We start from the raw sequence: 16,938 nt of genomic DNA, 5'->3' as shown, positions 1-16,938 counted from the left end.
AAAATGGATATTAAAGAAATTCAAAATCTTATAAAGTTTGTAGCTAAATCTGGTGCAAGCGAAGTAAAGTTAGAAATGGGTGAAACGAAAATCACTATAAAAACAGGAAGTAACGTACCTGAAACAACTATTATTCAGGCAGCTCCACAGGTTACTGCTCCACAAGTAGTTGCTACAGCTCCTCAGATTGCTCAGACTGAAGTTTCTGCAACTCCAGTAAAAGAAGCTCCTGTTAACGATGATTCTAAATATGTAACTGTAAAATCGCCAATAATTGGAACTTTTTACAGAAAACCATCGCCTGATAAGCCTACGTTTGTAGAAGTTGGTAGTGATATTAAAATTGGAGATACCGTTTGTGTTATTGAAGCTATGAAATTATTCAATGAAATTGAATCTGAAGTTTCAGGAAAAATAGTTAAAGTATTGGTAGATGATTCTACACCTGTAGAATTTGACCAACCTCTTTTCTTAGTTGATCCATCATAATTGTAGTTCTTAGATAAACGAGTATTTAGAATTGTAACTATTTTCACTTTCTAAATCCGTAATTCTAACTCTAAATCTTTATATTATGTTTAAAAAAATACTAATAGCCAATAGAGGAGAAATTGCATTACGTGTAATTAGAACCTGCAAAGAAATGGGAATAAAAACAGTTGCTGTTTATTCAAAAGCAGATGCAGAAAGCTTACATGTTCGTTTTGCTGATGAAGCTGTATGTATTGGTCCTGCCCCAAGTAGTGAGTCTTATTTAAAAATGGCAAATATTATTGCTGCAGCTGAGATAACAAATGCAGACGCTATACATCCAGGATATGGCTTTTTATCAGAGAATGCTAAGTTTTCAAAACTATGTGAAGAGCACGAAATTAAATTTATTGGTGCTTCCTCAGAAATGATTGAAAAAATGGGAGATAAAGCTACAGCAAAGGCAACTATGATTGCTGCTGGTGTTCCTTGCATTCCTGGCTCAGAGGGGATTTTAGGGTCTTATGAAGAAGCTGAGAAACTTGCTGTAGAAATGGGGTTCCCTGTTATGCTCAAAGCAACCGCAGGAGGTGGTGGTAAAGGAATGCGTGCTGTTTGGAAAAAAGATAACCTTCTCGATGCATGGGACTCTGCTCGTATGGAGGCGAAAGCATCTTTTGGAAATGATGGTATGTATATGGAAAAACTTATTGAAGAGCCTCGCCATATTGAAATACAAGTGGTTGGAGATGCTTTTGGTAAAGCATGTCACCTTTCCGAAAGAGATTGCTCTGTCCAACGTCGTCATCAAAAATTAACCGAAGAAACACCTTCTCCATTCATGACAGACGAATTACGTCAAAAAATGGGAGAAGCTGCGGTAAAAGCTGCTGAATTTATAAATTACGAAGGTGCTGGTACTGTTGAATTCTTAGTAGATAAGCATCGTAATTTCTATTTCATGGAAATGAATACTCGTATTCAGGTAGAGCACCCCATTACAGAGGAAGTGGTCGATTATGATTTAATTCGAGAACAAATTTTAGTGGCAGCAGGAGTACCTATTTCTGGGAAAAACTATATGCCTCAGCTTCATTCAATTGAATGTAGAATTAACGCTGAAGATCCTCACAATGGATTTAGACCTGCTCCTGGAAAAATAAATTCTTATCATGCTCCAGGTGGGCATGGAGTTAGGATTGATACGCATGTATATTCTGGTTATATGATTCCTCCAAACTACGATTCTATGATTGCCAAATTAATCGTAACTGCTCAAACAAGAGAGGAAGCTATTAACAAAATGAAAAGAGCTTTAGATGAGTATGTAATCGAAGGTGTAAAAACAACCATACCTTTTCATAGACAACTGATGGATCATCCAGATTATGTTGCAGGAAATTATACCACTAAATTTATGGAAGATTTTGAAATGAATTCTTAGTTAGTTATTCAACTAAATATAGTTAATAAAAACCGGTACTTTTGTACTGGTTTTTTTTATTGTCTACCTTCGTACCATGAAACTTATTTACAATATTATTATTTCAACGACCTATTTTTTCTTAAAAAAAATTTCTTTTGTAAGCAAAAAATTAAAGCTATTTACTGAGGGCAGAAAAAAAAGTTTTCATATTCTAAGTGGTATTAAAACAACCGATAAAGTTTTCTGGTTTCATGCCGCCTCACTTGGAGAATTTGAACAAGCCAGGCCTATTATTGAAACAATAAGAGATACTTATTTTGACTATAAAATTGTAGTAACATTTTTCTCTCCATCAGGCTATGAAATACGAAAAAATTATCCTTACGCCGATTTTGTTTGTTACCTTCCCTTCGACACAGAAAGCAACATGAGAAAATTTGTTTCTTTAATACATCCTACCATTGCTTTTATTATAAAATATGAATTTTGGCCCAACCTCTTAGATCAACTCGAGAGAAAAAAAATCAAAACAATTTTAATCTCTGGAATTTTTAGAAAGAATCAATTATTTTTCAAATGGTATGGAAAATATATGAGAAAAAAACTAAACACTTTTGATTATTTTTTTGTCCAAAATAGCACCTCACTTTCACTATTAAGATCAATTAACTTTACTAATGCTATAAGAAGTGGTGACACTAGGTTTGATCGTGTAAATGATATTTTAAAGCAAAATAATCAAATAACCTCTATTGAAGAATTTATAAACGATAAACATACAATAGTAGCGGGTAGTACATGGCCTGAAGATGAAAAATTTATTGTTGACTACATTAATAATCATTTATTAAACAATGAAAAAATTATCATTGTTCCGCATAATATTCATAAAAATAAAATACGTGAATTAAAAGCTTCTATTTCTAAAAATGTTGCATTACTCTCACAACAGAAATTAGTTAATTTTAAAACTTGTCAAGTTTTAATTATTGATACAGTTGGTTTGTTAACTAAAATTTATTCTTATGCAGACATTGCCTATGTAGGTGGGGGATTAGCCACTGGACTTCATAATATACTGGAACCCGCTATTTTTGGGATTCCAATTATTTTTGGTGGTATTAAATATAAAAAATTCCAAGAGGCCGTTGATTTATTAAATTTAGGAGGAGTAACAATTGTTACAAACAAAAAAGAATTAATTCATAATTTTGTAGATCTAAGAACTAATAATGAGTTAAGACAGAAAATGGGAGCCATAAACTTTAACTATATCACCAAAAATACTGGTGCTACAAAAATAATTTTGGAATATATAAAAAATAATTTATGCTAGATCTATTATTACAACCATGGCCATGGTACGTATCAGGAGTACTCATAGCTTTTGTATTATTCTTATTTTTTTACTTTGGAGAAAACTTTGGTGTTTCTTCAAATCTTGAAACTTTATGCACCATAGCAGGTGCTGACAAAGTTAGTAATTATTTTAAAAAAGACTGGAAATCAAAAAAATGGTCTCTTATTTTTCTTATTGGTTTAATTATTGGTGGCTTTTTTACCAAAACCGGGCTAACTTCATCTTCAGAAATTAGTCTAAATCCTGTAACAATAAAAGATCTTGAATCTATGGGTTTTACTGATGCTGGTAAAACATACGTTCCTAAAGAATTATATTCTGTTGACCAATTATTTACCATGAAAGGCTTTAGCTTACTTCTAATTGCGGGTATTTTTATTGGATTTGGAACACGATACGCTGGTGGTTGTACTTCAGGGCATGCTATAACTGGTATTAGTAGTTTACAACTACCTTCTTTAGTAGCTGTAATAGGATTTTTTATAGGAGGATTGTTTATGACTTGGGTTATATTCCCTTTAATTTTTAATTAGTATGAAATTATTTAGATTTTTATTGATAGGCATATTTTTTGGAATTGTATTGACAAAATCAGAAGCTATTTCTTGGTATCGAATATATGAAATGTTTAAATTTCAATCATTCCACATGTATGGAATCATTGGAACAGCGGTTGCTTTTTCTACAGTGTTTATATTCTTCTTCAAGAAAGGGGTTATTAAAAACTTTTTAGGACAAAAAATCATAATCAAAGACAAACAAAAAGGTTGGTTCAGAACACTAATCGGTGGTACAATATTTGGATTAGGGTGGGCATTAGCCGGAGCTTGTCCTGCACCTATCTTTGTTCTTATCGGAAACGGTGTATTTCCAATTATTATAGTTCTTATTGGAGCCGTATTAGGAGCATTTCTTTATGGTTTAACTCATAAAAAACTCCCTCATTAACATTATTTTACTTATTAAAAGCTTAAATTTTAACTACAACATATCCTTTAGAAGTTCTTTTGTGATAACGTCCTTTCCAAAAATAATATTTTTTACCCTTTACACGAACCACTTTGTATTTTGCAGGCCTTTTTACAACTACAATTTTTTGTGCAGGCCTCTTAACTACCACTCTTTGTGAACATGATATTGTTAAAAACCCGAATAGCATAATTAGAATAATTAATAAACTTCTCATTAGATAAAACTTTTATAATGGTAAGACTTACAATATTTAAGAAGGTTTAATCTATTTCTTAAAATTTATTTTTACTTCCTAAACATTTTTAGCAACATATTGTATTCTTATATTACTACTATTCAGTTAGTTTCAAAAAAAATTAAAATCTCACCCTTAATAATATCAAAGTAATATTTGGGTATTAAAACTGCAAATAAAAGGCTTGCTTTTTCTCTCAATTAATAATTAACTCTCTTTAGGAAATGCTTGCTTATTAAAAATAAATAATAAGACTACTCCAATAGAAATCCATGAGTCAGCACCGTTGAAAATAGCATTAAAAAAAGTAAAACTCTCTCCTCTATACATTGGGAAATATAGCATATCAACAACTTTCCCATAAAATAATTCACCATAGGGATTCTCTGCAAAAAGTGTCGCAACTTGTCCATGCGATGAATCAAATATAACTCCATAAAATACAGAATCTATTATATTCCCAATAGCACCTGCAAGTATTAAGGAAATAGCTATAATTACGCCAATATGAGTATTCTTTTTAATATTTTGAATCAACCAATATATAATTCCAGAAACAGCAAATAATCGAAATAACGTCAAAAAGAGTTTGCCTGCTCTTCCACCTAACTCAACACCCCAAGCCATTCCGTTATTCTCTGTAAAATGAATTTTAAACCAATCGGCAAAAACTACTACTTCTTCTCCCAAAGTAAAATGAGTTTTTACATAAATTTTACTAATTTGATCAATTAGAATTGCCAAAAAAACTGTTACGATTGCTATATTTTGTTTTGTCATTTTCAAGAATTAACGATGACAAAAATAAGAAAAGAATTGGAAGGAATTTAAATTATATTTTTGAAAAAATAAGTAATCATTAATTATAATGAATAAATTTGTAAGCGTGATTATTTATCTCTTTAACAAAAAAATTAAACCTTGGTTGATATACCTAAACCACTCTATTTTTTTATTTTAGTTACTCCCCACTCTTTGTAATTTCATTGCTATCTATTAAATTATTACAATTATGGAAAGTCTATTTTTTATATGCTCAATAATAAGCATGTTTTTAGTTGATGAAAAAATAGCAATTGCTCAAACTGATAAAACAAAAAACAAAGAAAATATTTGGAAAGCTTCTAGCGAGGATATTCTAAAAATCTTATGTACTACAAAACTTCTGAAAACCTACATATTCCCCAATAAAAAATATATGATTCTGACAAACCCTATTGTGTGTTTTACAATATCAGAATTATCTCAACCGATGCTCAAACCAATAGGAATTCGTGTAAATCCTAAAAATAATTATTATCATGGGAAGCATGGTGGTACTTCTAAAATAGTTTTAACAATAAAAAATGGAAAAACTATTCCTTTAAATATTCCCAAAAAAGAAGAAGTACATTCTATTTACTGGACTCCTGAAGGAAAACATTTTGCATTATCTATAGGATTTAAAAACAGGATGGAGTTATGGCTAATAGGTGTAGATGGTGACATCGAAAGGATTCCCAATATAACACTTAATCCCCTAATGGACAAAATCATAAAATGGTTTCCAAATAAAGAAAATATTTTAATTAGAAAAATCACCAATAGGAAACCAGCATCTCAAAAAACATTGATTCAAGATGGTCCTAAAATTTTAGAAGATAATAGTCCAATGGCAAAGTCTACCCATAAATCAAGAAATCTTTTAACTTCTGCTTTCAACGATAAGCAATTTAACCATTGTAATCAATGTGGATTAGTTAAATACAATATCAAATCAAAAACAAGAAGAACAATTGGTTTAATTAAAATCTTAAAAACCATAAAATTAACAATGTAAATAAAATAACGTATCTATGCTACCTGATATTCCAAAAGGAAAACAACTAGTTGTATTTGATGGAGTTTGTAACTTATGCAATAGTAGTGTCCAATTTATAATAAAATATGATGTAAAAGAGCACTTTTTATTTACTCCAATAAAAGGTAAAACTGGAGAGAAAATTTTCAATCATTTTAAAAGTCAAATAAAATCGGTGGACTCTGTTTTTTTATATACCGCAGAAAAAAAAATATATTATGGATCAAAAGCAGTTTTATTAATAGCCTCAAAACTAAAGTTTCCAATTAGTCTATTAGTCATATTTTTAATTATTCCATCATTTATAACAAACTTTATTTATAATTATATAGCCAGAAATCGTTATAAATGGTTCGGAAAAAGAAAATATTGTTACTCACCAACTGAAGAACTAATGTCTAAATTTTTAAATTAACACTATTACTGAATACAACGAGGACTAGAAACAAAAAAGATCAATAAATTAATATTGATCTTTTACCTTTTTAGGAAAACTTATTTTATCCTTTTAACCAAGCCTCTTTCAACTGTTTTTCTTGAATAGAAGCTTTTGAATTCACTTCCAATCCTGAAACTTTAGTATAAGATTGAGTTAAGGTTGTTTTAATTAATATTTCTTTCCCTTTCCTATCCAACTTTACTTCTACATCAGTTCCTGGTTTCCACATATACATTTTCATAAAAACCTCCCTTGCTGTTTCTTTAGCTACCTTAATACCGTCAACTTCTTTTATGACATCATCTGGTAATACACCATTTTCAGTCCAAAAACTATTATTTTTTACAGCATTCGTAAATTTAACTGTCTGAGTTACCTTATCAGGATTAAAGATAATCTGTCCATTATTTTCAATATAATTTGTTTTCTCTTTAATTTCTCTTTCTTGTAACCCTACCTTGGAAAAGAACTTACTATAATCTATAGGGGTATTTCCAACAACATGCGTATTTAAAAATATACCAATAGATGGGTAAGTCATTTTAGTAATTTCTTCAATTAATTTTTCATCGTTAAAAGGTTTACTTTTACCATATTTTAAAGCCAACTCTTTCATTAAAGATAAAATCCCCCTTGCTCCATTACTCTCTTCCCTAAGAATTATATCTATACACATTCCAATTAGCGCTCCTTTTTGATATACGTTTAGGTATTGAGATGCATAAGGCTCTTCTAAAATATTTTCACTCATCTTTGTAAAACTCATAGTATCATCCATTGAAGAAGCTGCGCGAATTTTACCTAAAATTTTACTATAAAACTCATCCTCTTTTACCAAACCTTGATTTATTTGAAATAGCGTTGCAAAATATTCTGTTACACCTTCATACATCCATAGATGCTTTGAAAATGTTGGTTGGTTATAATCAAAATAATGTACATCTTCAGAATGAACACTTAACGGAGTTACAATATGAAAAAATTCATGCGAAACAACATCTATCATACTTTTTGCAAGTGCCTGATCTGGCATTGCTTCCGGTAATACAACCACTGTAGAAGTATGATGCTCCAGTGCGCCAAACCCTTTTGGTGCTTTTTCTGTTCCATCAGATAAATACAAATAAATATCATAACGAGCAGTACTATTAATGCTTCCTAAATACGTTTTCTGTGCTTGCATCATTCTTTGAACCACTTCTTTAATTTTTTTCGCAGAGTGAGTTTTATTTGGTGAATAAACACTTAACACTATCTTTATATCTCCGACCTGAAACTCCTCAACATCCAATTCTCCAAAAAACATTGGATTATCAGTAATATCAAAATATCTTGGTGCAAAATAACTAGATGTTATTGTATTGCTATCTGAATTTGTTTCTGAAGCTACTTCTTGTAAAGCCGAAGTTCTTTTATAATTGAGAGGAGAAACTACTTCTAACTTATATTGATTATTCTTCAAAGAGTCAAAATAACCAATAACCCCATGAAGATTTAGAACGTAATTTGTAGGCTCTATATTAGTTCCCGCGGGTGAAAAAGGCACCTTCTTTCCTATACCTCCCTGGAGCTCTTGGTCAAAGGTGTCATTTACTAAATAGATTATCTTATCTAATTGTGTTGCTTTACTAATTTCCCATGTATTTGTATCAACCTTAACTACTGGTAAATCATTACCGTTATAATCAATAGCTTTTAAATTGTCAATATACCTACCAAAATCGCTAACTGAATAGGTTCCTTGAACTACACGAGGTAACCTATAAATTACTTTATCTTTTGTAAATCGTCCTGGATTTATAATTACAGGAAGCTTATCTTCTTTAACTTTCGTTAAATCAAGCTGTGCTTTGATGGGTGATTTGATAGCTAAATCGTTGCTCTTTGTATTTTTTGTTGAGCCACAACTACTAAAGAGTAATACTGTAATTACCCCTAAAATTACTATTCTATTCATGTATTCTATTTTTCTTATAAGTTATAAGTCTTCAAAAATTAAAATCTGTTACATGTATAGAAATAATAATTTTGTTCACTAAACTTTTGAAGGTAAATATCTATTGTTCTAGATTCCGTTTACAAAAATATTCCCCAAAACAGAGTTTACAAAAAGTTGTTTTTCTTTTTCCTCTATTTGTTTCTTAAAAGGGGAATTAACTCTTTTTTCTTCAAACATTATTGTTCCTTTATTGGACCAAAATTCTTTTCTAAATTCACTATTATTAACATACAAATTTCCTTGAAAAAAATCTACTTTATAAAATCCTTCAACAGTATTCAAATAAATATTACCTCTATGTATAGCAATATGGAGGTTTCCGATATAACTATATGAATTAACACCTAAATTTTCTCCATTGACAACAACTGATTTATCTTTCGGTATCTCAATAATTGCACTTGTATTTGATATTCTTCTCGTTATATATTTTCGAAATACTTTTTTATCGTTAAATCTATAAGTATCTTTTTTTACTTGAAAGTAAAACACCTCTTGATCTTGAAGTGATTTTGTTATTATACTGTATTCTCCTTTTTTTTCCGTTCGTAAAAGAATTCGTATAAACTTATCTTTTGAATTTTTGATTATCAAATCATCTAATCCTTCTCCATTAATAACAATTTCATCTGTATGAGTTTCATAAATCTTACTCCATATTTCTTGTGATAGAACTACGGGGCTTATCCATAATACATAAGTAATAAAAAATACTAATCTCATATTTATAAAGGGTACCGTATAATAAAGTTTTTTATTTGTACTAAAACAAAAAAACAGGATTTCAAATTAGAAATCCTATTTTTATATTCATTAGTTATGTTTCAGTATACTTTCTATTGCTTACGTTTTGCTTCAATACTGAGGGTAGCATGTGGAACCAGTTTTAATCTTTCTTTCTGAATCAACTTTCCTGTTACCCTACAAATACCATAAGTTTTATTTTCAATTCTAATCAAAGCATTTTTCAGATCGCGAATAAACTTCTCTTGCCTTATTGCAAGTTGCATATTAGCTTCCTTTGCCATTGTATCACTTCCTTCTTCGAAGGACTTGAATGTTGGAGAGGTATCGTCTGTTCCATTATCTGATCCATTCTTATAAGAATCTCTTAATAAATTTAGGTCGTTTTCAGCTTTATCGATTTTATCTAGGATAATTTCTCTAAACTCCTGTAAATCATCGTCTGAATATCTTGCTTTTACATCATCCATAATGTTATATTTTTTCAATTAACATTTTACTTTTGATAGCATCAAATTCTATTTCTAAGCCATCTTCCAACGCATCTACAAAAACTAGTTCGTTGGTTAAAGTTTCTGTTTTAATATAATTCTCATTTGCCAATACTGATTCTTGTAAGTCCGCATAGGTCAAGAAAGTTAATCTTATTCTATCTGTTACTTCTAAGCCAGAATCTTTACGAGCATTTTGAATGCGGTTGATTAGTTCTCTAGCAACACCTTCTTTTCGCAAATCTTCTGATATTGTTACGTCTAAAGCAACAGTCAAACCTTCTGAATTTGCGACCAACCAACCTTCTATATCTTTTGATGAAATCTCAACATCATCAGAAACTAAATTAATCATTTTATCATTAACTTCCACATTAACTTCTCCTTCTTTTTCTAAAATCGCTATATCTTCTTGCGTAAAATCACTAATTTTAGTAGCTATAAGCTTCATATCTTTTCCAAATTTAGGCCCCAAAACTTTAAAGTTAGGTTTAATTTGCTTTACCAAAATACCAGAAGCGTCATCTAACAGTTCAATTTCTTTAACATTAACTTCTGATTTTATTATGTCAGACACCTCTATAATTTCGTCTCTCTGAGTTTCATCTAATATAGGAATCATAATCTTTTGTAATGGCTGACGAACTTTGATTTTTTCTTTAGCCCTTAAAGAAAGAACTAATGAAGAAATAATTTGTGCATTTTCCATTTTACGCTCCAAGACCTTATTGACAAAACTTTCTTTAAACTCAGGGAATTTAGCGATATGAACACTTTCTGAATCTTCAACACTAGTCGCATTTGTCAAATCTTTATATAATCTATCCATAAAAAACGGTGCTACTGGGGCCGCTAATTTACAAACCGTAAGCATACATGTATATAACGTCTGATAAGCTGAAACTTTATCTTGAGCATACTCTCCCTTCCAAAATCTTCTTCTACAAAGGCGTACATACCAATTACTTAAATGATCTTGTACAAAATCTGAAATTGCTCTTGTAGCTCTTGTAGGCTCATAATCTCCATAAAATTTATCTACTTGTAAAATTAATGTATTTAACTCTGATAAAATCCATCTATCAATTTCTGGTCTTTCTTTAATTGGAATATCTGCTTCACTAAAAGTAAAATTATCAATATTTGCATATAACGAAAAAAAGGAATACGTATTATATAACGTTCCGAAAAACTTACGTTTAACCTCTTCAATACCTTCGATATCAAACTTTAAATTATCCCATGGATTTGCATTTGAAATCATATACCAGCGAGTGGCATCAGGACCATATTTACTTAAGGTTTTAAATGGGTCAACAGCATTTCCAAGACGCTTTGACATTTTCTGTCCATTTTTATCTAAAACTAGACCATTAGATACTACATTTTTATAAGCTACAGAGTCAAAAACCATCGTACCTATAGCATGAAGCGTATAAAACCAACCTCGAGTTTGGTCAACGCCTTCGGCAATAAAATTAGCAGGGTAACTTTCTTGATTATCTATTAAGTGTTTATTTTCAAAAGGATAATGCCATTGAGCATATGGCATTGATCCTGAGTCAAACCATACATCTATCAAATCAGATTCTCTTCGCATTGTTTTTCCTGTAGAAGAAATTAAAACAATTTTATCAACAACATTTTTATGTAAGTCAATTTTTTCATAGTTTTCTTCAGACATATTCCCTACCTCAAAATCAGCAAAAATATCCTCTGACATCACGCCTGCCTCAACTGCTTTTATTATCTCTTCTTTTAATTCAGCAACAGATCCGATACAAATTTGTTCTGTTCCGTCTTCTGTTCTCCATATCGGTAAAGGAATACCCCAAAAACGAGAGCGAGATAAGTTCCAATCGTTGGCATTTTTTAACCAATTTCCAAAACGTCCGTCTCCTGTTGATTTAGGCTTCCAATTGATTGTTTCGTTTAAGCTAAACATTTTATCCTTAATATCGGTTACTTTTATAAACCATGAGTCTAAAGGATAATATAATATTGGTTTATCTGTACGCCAGCAATTAGGATAACTGTGTACATACTTTTCGACCTTGAAAGCTTTATTCTCAGTTTTCAATTTAATAGCGATTTCAACATCTACAGACTTTTCTGGTGCCTCTCCATCCGCATAGTACTCATTCTTCACGTATTTGTTTGCTAAATCTCCTAATTCAGGTCTAAACTTACCTTGCAAATTAACGAGAGGAACTAAATTTTCATTTTCATCTAAAATTAGCATAGGAGGAACCTCTGGAGTTGCCTGTTTTGCCACTAAAGCATCATCTGCTCCAAAAGTTGGAGCTGTATGAACAATACCTGTTCCGTCTTCAGTTGTCACAAAATCTCCTGCAATAATCCTAAAAGCATTCTCTGGATTTTGGTTTGGTAAAACATAATTCAATAGTTGTTCATATTTTATGCCAACCAAGTCTTTACCTATAAACTCTCTGTCTACAAAATAAGGAATCTGCTTCGCTCCAGCTTCATAAGTTGCTATATCTTCTATATTTTCAACCTGAATAAACTTTTTACCTGTAAATTGCTTTCCTACTAAGTTTTTAGCCAATACAACTTGAATTGGCTCAAATGTGTATTGATTAAATGTTTTTACTAAAACATATTCTATCTTAGGTCCTACAGTTAACGCGGTGTTACTAGGTAATGTCCAAGGCGTTGTTGTCCATGCTAAAAAGTAAACATCGCCATCAACTTTCAAAAAGTTTGGTAATGTTTCTTTAATCGCTTTGAACTGTGCTACCACTGTAGTATCAGTAACATCCTGATAAGTTCCAGGCTGATTCAATTCGTGTGAGCTTAAACCTGTTCCTGCTTTGGGTGAGTATGGTTGAATAGTATATCCTTTATAAAGCAGATTTTTATCATAGATTTGCTTTAAAAGCCACCAAACAGACTCCATATATTTAGACTTATAAGTAATGTATGGTTCATCCATATCCACCCAGTATCCCATTTTTTGGGTCAAATCATTCCATATATCAGTGTATCGCATCACTGCTTTTTTACAAGCAATATTATATTCTTCAACAGAAATTTTAGTACCTATATCTTCTTTGGTAATACCTAGCTCTTTTTCTACTCCCAATTCAACAGGTAAACCATGTGTATCCCATCCTGCTTTTCGTTTAACTTGATATCCTTTTTGGGTTTTATATCGACAAAAAATATCTTTAATAGCACGTGCCATTACATGATGAATACCAGGTAAACCATTAGCAGAGGGCGGACCTTCAAAAAATACAAATGGCTCGTTTCCTTCACGGCTAGTAATACTCTTTTCAAAGATTTTATTCTCTTCCCAGTAGTTTAATATTTCCTCAGCTACTTTTGGCAAATCCAATCCTTTGTATTCAGTAAACTTTTTACTCATTTTGTCATCGTATTTGTTGAAAGTGCGAAATTACGTATTTTCTTGTAATTCTTAAGATTGTGAGTTAAAAAAACATAGCCTTTTAATGTGTTCATTTTTAACCCAAAACACATTTAAAGAGCAGTTTTGACTAGAATTTAAAAATTATTATTAGATAAAGAAAAGTGGAAAATATTATGGTTAAAATAAGTCAATTTTCTATTGAAGAATAAAAAGGTATATTTTAACATATCAAAAAAAATCGAGTTAGCTAACTCGATATTATAATAAATAATAGGATTCATTATTTCCATATATTTATGTAGCACCCATGAAGTTTTTTAAAACAAAAAACAGTTAGAGATTAAAAACCTCTAACTGCAATTTTCTTAGCTAGGATACTTATTATTTATTTATTGCTTTTATGTTATCTGGGGCATTTGTTATAAAAAAATATGATCTTCTATTTTTTTCATGTTGCTTTTCTGAACAATCTGATAAACAGTCATTAAGTAACTGACTCTCACCGTACCCTATTGCGCTTTCTATTCGCTCAGGAGCTATCCCTCTTGACAAGATATAATCTCTTGTCGAATTAGCTCTTTTTTGTGATAGTGTTTTATTGTAATTCTTAGTTCCACGACTATCAGTGTGCGATTCAATACGGATGATCATGTTCGGGTGCGCTTTTAATACGCTAATAATATGCTCTAATTCATACTCTGCATCTGCTCGAATTGTATATAGGTCATAATCAAAATAAATAGGATTAATTACTATTTGATCTTCAACTATCAATGATTGTAAAGAAATATTTACATTCAGTGACTTCTTATCTTCATCAAGAGTTGACTGTTCCTTTTGCCCTTGCTTATAATCTGATTTTGAAGCCACTACTGTAAATTTTTGCTCACAATCAAGCTCCGTAAAATTATAGGTTCCATTGCTACCTGTAACTTGCTCTGAAACTGGTTCTCCTTTTCCATTGATTAAACGAACCGATGCGCCTGAAATAGGTGAACCTGTAGTTGCATCACTTATAACTCCATTAATTGTCTCTTTACATCGATAGATACGAAAACTATATATATCATCATCTCCTTTGCCCCCTTCTCTATTAGATGAAAAGTATCCTGCTTTTCGACCTTCATCTAATATAAAACCAAAATCATCCATTGGGCCATTTACTGGCGCACCTATGTTAATCGGGGCTCCATAATCTGATCCCTCAATGGTACTTTCAAAATTATCTAAAGCTCCCAACCCTAAATGACCATCTGAAGCAAAATATAAACGATTATTAGAACCTATATAAGGAAACATCTCTCTTCCTTCTGTATTAATTTTACTGCCTAAATTTTCTGGATCACCATAGCTTCCATCTGATAGAATCGAAACTTTGTATAAATCCGTTTCTCCAAACCCTCCTGGCATATCGGAAACAAAATAAAGTGTCTTTTCATCCAAACTTAAAGAAGGATGACCTGTTGAGTAATTATCATTATTAAATGGTAATTCTTCTACCGCTCCCCAACTTCCATCATTTTGTTTGTATCCTTTATAAATTTTCAATTTGGCTGTCTTACTCTTGTCTCCTGAAGTATTATCTCTTGTAAAATATATTATCGTCCCATCTTTGTTAAGAATTGCATTGGATTCATGAAGTTTACTACTTAAAGAAGTTACCTTCTCGGCAGAACCAACATCTAAGTTACCCTTATCTTGTAAAGGCTGTTCTAAAGACCTGTAAATATTCAAATAAGGTTGATTATTCCACTTATATAATTTCTTGTTTTCTGAGTCGGGTTGAGTCGAAGAAAAATAAAAATATCCATCATGAACGAATCCTCCAAAATCCGAATAACTTGTGTTAACGGCAATATTTTGAATATTAATATATGTTTTGGGTCGATTAGTATAATCTGAAAAATATTTTTTGTTTGCCTCTAACTCTAAAGCCCTGCTATCATCAGCTTTTAAACTTTTTAACTTTAGCAACCACTTATCTGAATCTGATGTCTTTCCGTTACTCTTCAGTACCTGTGAATAACGAAACAAATGTTCTGGTAAAGCTTTTTCTTCAAAATTATCAATTAAATCACTATATGACTTTTCAGCCTCACCAAATGACGAAATAAAATAATAAGAATCCGCCAGCCTGCTGATAACCTCATAAGAACGATCTCCTTTATCATAAAGTTGTTGATATAACTCCGCTGATTTAGTGTAAGCATACTCTTGAAAGTAACGGTCAGCCGCGTAACGTCGTTGACCATAACCACTAAAACATATACTTAATAATAGTATAACAATAATCCGTTTCATACTCTCCTGTTTTTGTAATCCTTATATTATATTAAAAAAATCTTGGTGACTTTACCGTTTGTGGCCTAAATAACTCATAGCGAAGCAAAACTTCATGAGTACCTGAATTATAATTACTATAATTCGATGTTGTTAAATCGTAAGCATAGCCTATATGCAATGGTCTAGTAATTTGAAATCCTAACAGTGCACTGATCGAATCATCCCAGCGCCATGCCAGACCTGCTCGAAACTTCTCATTAAATAAAAAGTTAGCAGATACATCTAATGAAAGTGGCGCCCCACTGACGACTTTGGTTAGTACAGCAGGCTTAAACTTTACACTTTCACTTAAATCGAAAACATACCCTGCTATAAAAAAGTAATGCATACGCTCTACAGCAACACTCCCACCAGCTAAAGTGTCATCGTAATGGTCTGTTCTTAAAATATTAGGAACAGCCAGACCTACATACCATTTATTCGTATAATAATAAATACCTGCACCTATCGTCGGTAAAAATCTATTAATAGGAGCTTCCAACTGTTCATCTCCCCTATCTCTATAGATTCCCTTGGTCCAGTCTATATTGAACAATCTTCCTCCTAGTTTTAAACCAAAAGATAAATTACCCACGTCAGAAGTTCTTACAGTATAAGATACATTCGCATCTATGTAAGTTTCACGAGAAGGTCCTATAACATCATTGGCTAAGTTTATACCCAAACCAACTCCGCTAAACCCCAATGGTGTATCATAACTTAAAGTGAAAGTTTGAGGAGCTCCATCAATACCGATCCATTGAGCTCTTCCTAGTAAATTAATAACACCATGCCCTTTAGAACCCGCGTAAGCAGGATTTACACTCATTGTATTAAACATATACTGTGTGTAATGTGGGTCTTGTTGCCCGTAAAGTTTAACACCAGCAACTAAAAGCCCCAGTATTATAAGGTTCTGTACTATCTTATTCATCTTTTTATACTTTTGATCTTCTTATCTTAATTATCTTGAATATCCTTACCTAGATCAGTTATCTTCAGTCTATTCTTCTCAATAAATGTTCTTAAAAGCCCGATTTACTTAAACTAAGGTAGTTCTTACTAAGTATTTTCTTATTGTAGATCGATTTTAGAGCCGTATCCTTAGATCAAATAACCTTGTTATTCGTTCAAAAGAATACTATCATAAACCATCACTATACATCTTATCTTAAATTTTTAGAGACTAAGTGTATTTGAAATCATGTACTAACAAATACACTTAAGTCTTAAATTTTAGCTGCT

15 protein-coding genes are annotated in these 16,938 nt (G+C 31.4%); 7 read left to right on the top strand and 8 right to left on the bottom strand.

Annotated features, from left to right (window positions below):
- Window positions 1-3: 3 nt before the first annotated feature.
- The 5 genes from accB (at window position 4) to ACSIGE_RS11275 (ending at window position 4,205) form a co-directional block, all read left to right on the top strand.
- Window positions 4-489, top strand: a complete 486-nt coding sequence (accB, locus tag ACSIGE_RS11295) for an acetyl-CoA carboxylase biotin carboxyl carrier protein (protein ID WP_440879976.1) — start codon at window positions 4-6, stop codon at window positions 487-489.
- A gap of 85 nt (window positions 490-574) precedes the next feature.
- Window positions 575-1,915 carry an acetyl-CoA carboxylase biotin carboxylase subunit gene (gene accC / locus ACSIGE_RS11290; RefSeq protein ID WP_440879975.1) on the top strand — a complete coding sequence of 447 codons (1,341 nt, stop codon included), beginning with the start codon at window positions 575-577 and terminating at the stop codon, window positions 1,913-1,915.
- Between the two features lie 76 nt (window positions 1,916-1,991).
- On the top strand, window positions 1,992-3,233 hold the full coding sequence (locus ACSIGE_RS11285; protein WP_440879974.1) for a 3-deoxy-D-manno-octulosonic acid transferase: 1,242 nt from the start codon (window positions 1,992-1,994) through the stop codon (window positions 3,231-3,233).
- On the top strand, window positions 3,227-3,790 hold the full coding sequence (locus tag ACSIGE_RS11280; protein WP_440879973.1) for a YeeE/YedE family protein: 564 nt from the start codon (window positions 3,227-3,229) through the stop codon (window positions 3,788-3,790). Before ACSIGE_RS11285 ends, ACSIGE_RS11280 begins: the two co-directional genes overlap by 7 nt.
- A 1-nt stretch (window position 3,791) precedes the next feature.
- A complete protein-coding gene (locus tag ACSIGE_RS11275) occupies window positions 3,792-4,205 on the top strand; it encodes a DUF6691 family protein (protein ID WP_440879972.1) in 414 nt (137 codons plus the stop codon).
- Window positions 4,206-4,227: 22 nt separating this feature from the next.
- Here ACSIGE_RS11275 and ACSIGE_RS11270 read toward each other — a convergent pair whose 3' ends face one another.
- Both ACSIGE_RS11270 and ACSIGE_RS11265 read right to left on the bottom strand, forming a co-directional pair.
- Entirely contained in the window at window positions 4,228-4,443 is a 216-nt protein-coding gene (locus ACSIGE_RS11270; protein WP_440879971.1) for a DUF6515 family protein, read from the bottom strand.
- Between the two features lie 228 nt (window positions 4,444-4,671).
- The gene (locus tag ACSIGE_RS11265) at window positions 4,672-5,244 is read right to left on the bottom strand and encodes a lipoprotein signal peptidase (RefSeq protein WP_440879970.1); all 573 of its coding nucleotides are present in this window, start codon (window positions 5,242-5,244) and stop codon (window positions 4,672-4,674) included.
- 232 nt (window positions 5,245-5,476) lie between these two features.
- On the opposite strand from ACSIGE_RS11265, the gene ACSIGE_RS11260 reads away from it, so the two are divergent.
- Together ACSIGE_RS11260 and ACSIGE_RS11255 are read left to right on the top strand one after the other, a co-directional pair.
- Window positions 5,477-6,283: a hypothetical protein gene (locus tag ACSIGE_RS11260; RefSeq protein WP_440879969.1), complete on the top strand. Its 807-nt coding sequence runs from the start codon at window positions 5,477-5,479 to the stop codon at window positions 6,281-6,283.
- Between the two features lie 16 nt (window positions 6,284-6,299).
- Window positions 6,300-6,719: a thiol-disulfide oxidoreductase DCC family protein gene (locus tag ACSIGE_RS11255; RefSeq protein ID WP_440879968.1), complete on the top strand. Its 420-nt coding sequence runs from the start codon at window positions 6,300-6,302 to the stop codon at window positions 6,717-6,719.
- An 85-nt stretch (window positions 6,720-6,804) separates the two neighbouring features.
- Here the strand turns inward: ACSIGE_RS11255 and ACSIGE_RS11250 are convergent, their stop codons facing one another.
- From ACSIGE_RS11250 to ACSIGE_RS11225, 6 genes are all read right to left on the bottom strand, one after another.
- Window positions 6,805-8,700 carry a M61 family metallopeptidase gene (locus ACSIGE_RS11250; protein ID WP_440879967.1) on the bottom strand — a complete coding sequence of 632 codons (1,896 nt, stop codon included), beginning with the start codon at window positions 8,698-8,700 and terminating at the stop codon, window positions 6,805-6,807.
- A 108-nt stretch (window positions 8,701-8,808) separates the two neighbouring features.
- Window positions 8,809-9,465 (bottom strand): hypothetical protein, encoded by a 657-nt coding sequence (locus ACSIGE_RS11245; protein ID WP_440879966.1) that lies wholly within the window; start codon window positions 9,463-9,465, stop codon window positions 8,809-8,811.
- A gap of 113 nt (window positions 9,466-9,578) precedes the next feature.
- Window positions 9,579-9,956, bottom strand: coding sequence for a TraR/DksA family transcriptional regulator (locus ACSIGE_RS11240; RefSeq protein WP_440879965.1), 378 nt, complete (start codon window positions 9,954-9,956; stop codon window positions 9,579-9,581).
- Between the two features lie 4 nt (window positions 9,957-9,960).
- Window positions 9,961-13,368, bottom strand: coding sequence for an isoleucine--tRNA ligase (gene ileS, locus ACSIGE_RS11235; protein ID WP_440879964.1), 3,408 nt, complete (start codon window positions 13,366-13,368; stop codon window positions 9,961-9,963).
- Between the two features lie 384 nt (window positions 13,369-13,752).
- A complete protein-coding gene (locus ACSIGE_RS11230) occupies window positions 13,753-15,672 on the bottom strand; it encodes an OmpA family protein (RefSeq protein WP_440879963.1) in 1,920 nt (639 codons plus the stop codon).
- A gap of 31 nt (window positions 15,673-15,703) precedes the next feature.
- Window positions 15,704-16,627 (bottom strand): PorP/SprF family type IX secretion system membrane protein, encoded by a 924-nt coding sequence (locus ACSIGE_RS11225; RefSeq protein WP_440879962.1) that lies wholly within the window; start codon window positions 16,625-16,627, stop codon window positions 15,704-15,706.
- Window positions 16,628-16,938: the final 311 nt, after the last annotated feature.

This window comes from Tenacibaculum profundi (assembly GCF_052050075.1).
Classification (GTDB): domain Bacteria; phylum Bacteroidota; class Bacteroidia; order Flavobacteriales; family Flavobacteriaceae; genus Polaribacter.
This window is presented reverse-complemented; position numbering and strand designations above follow the sequence as displayed.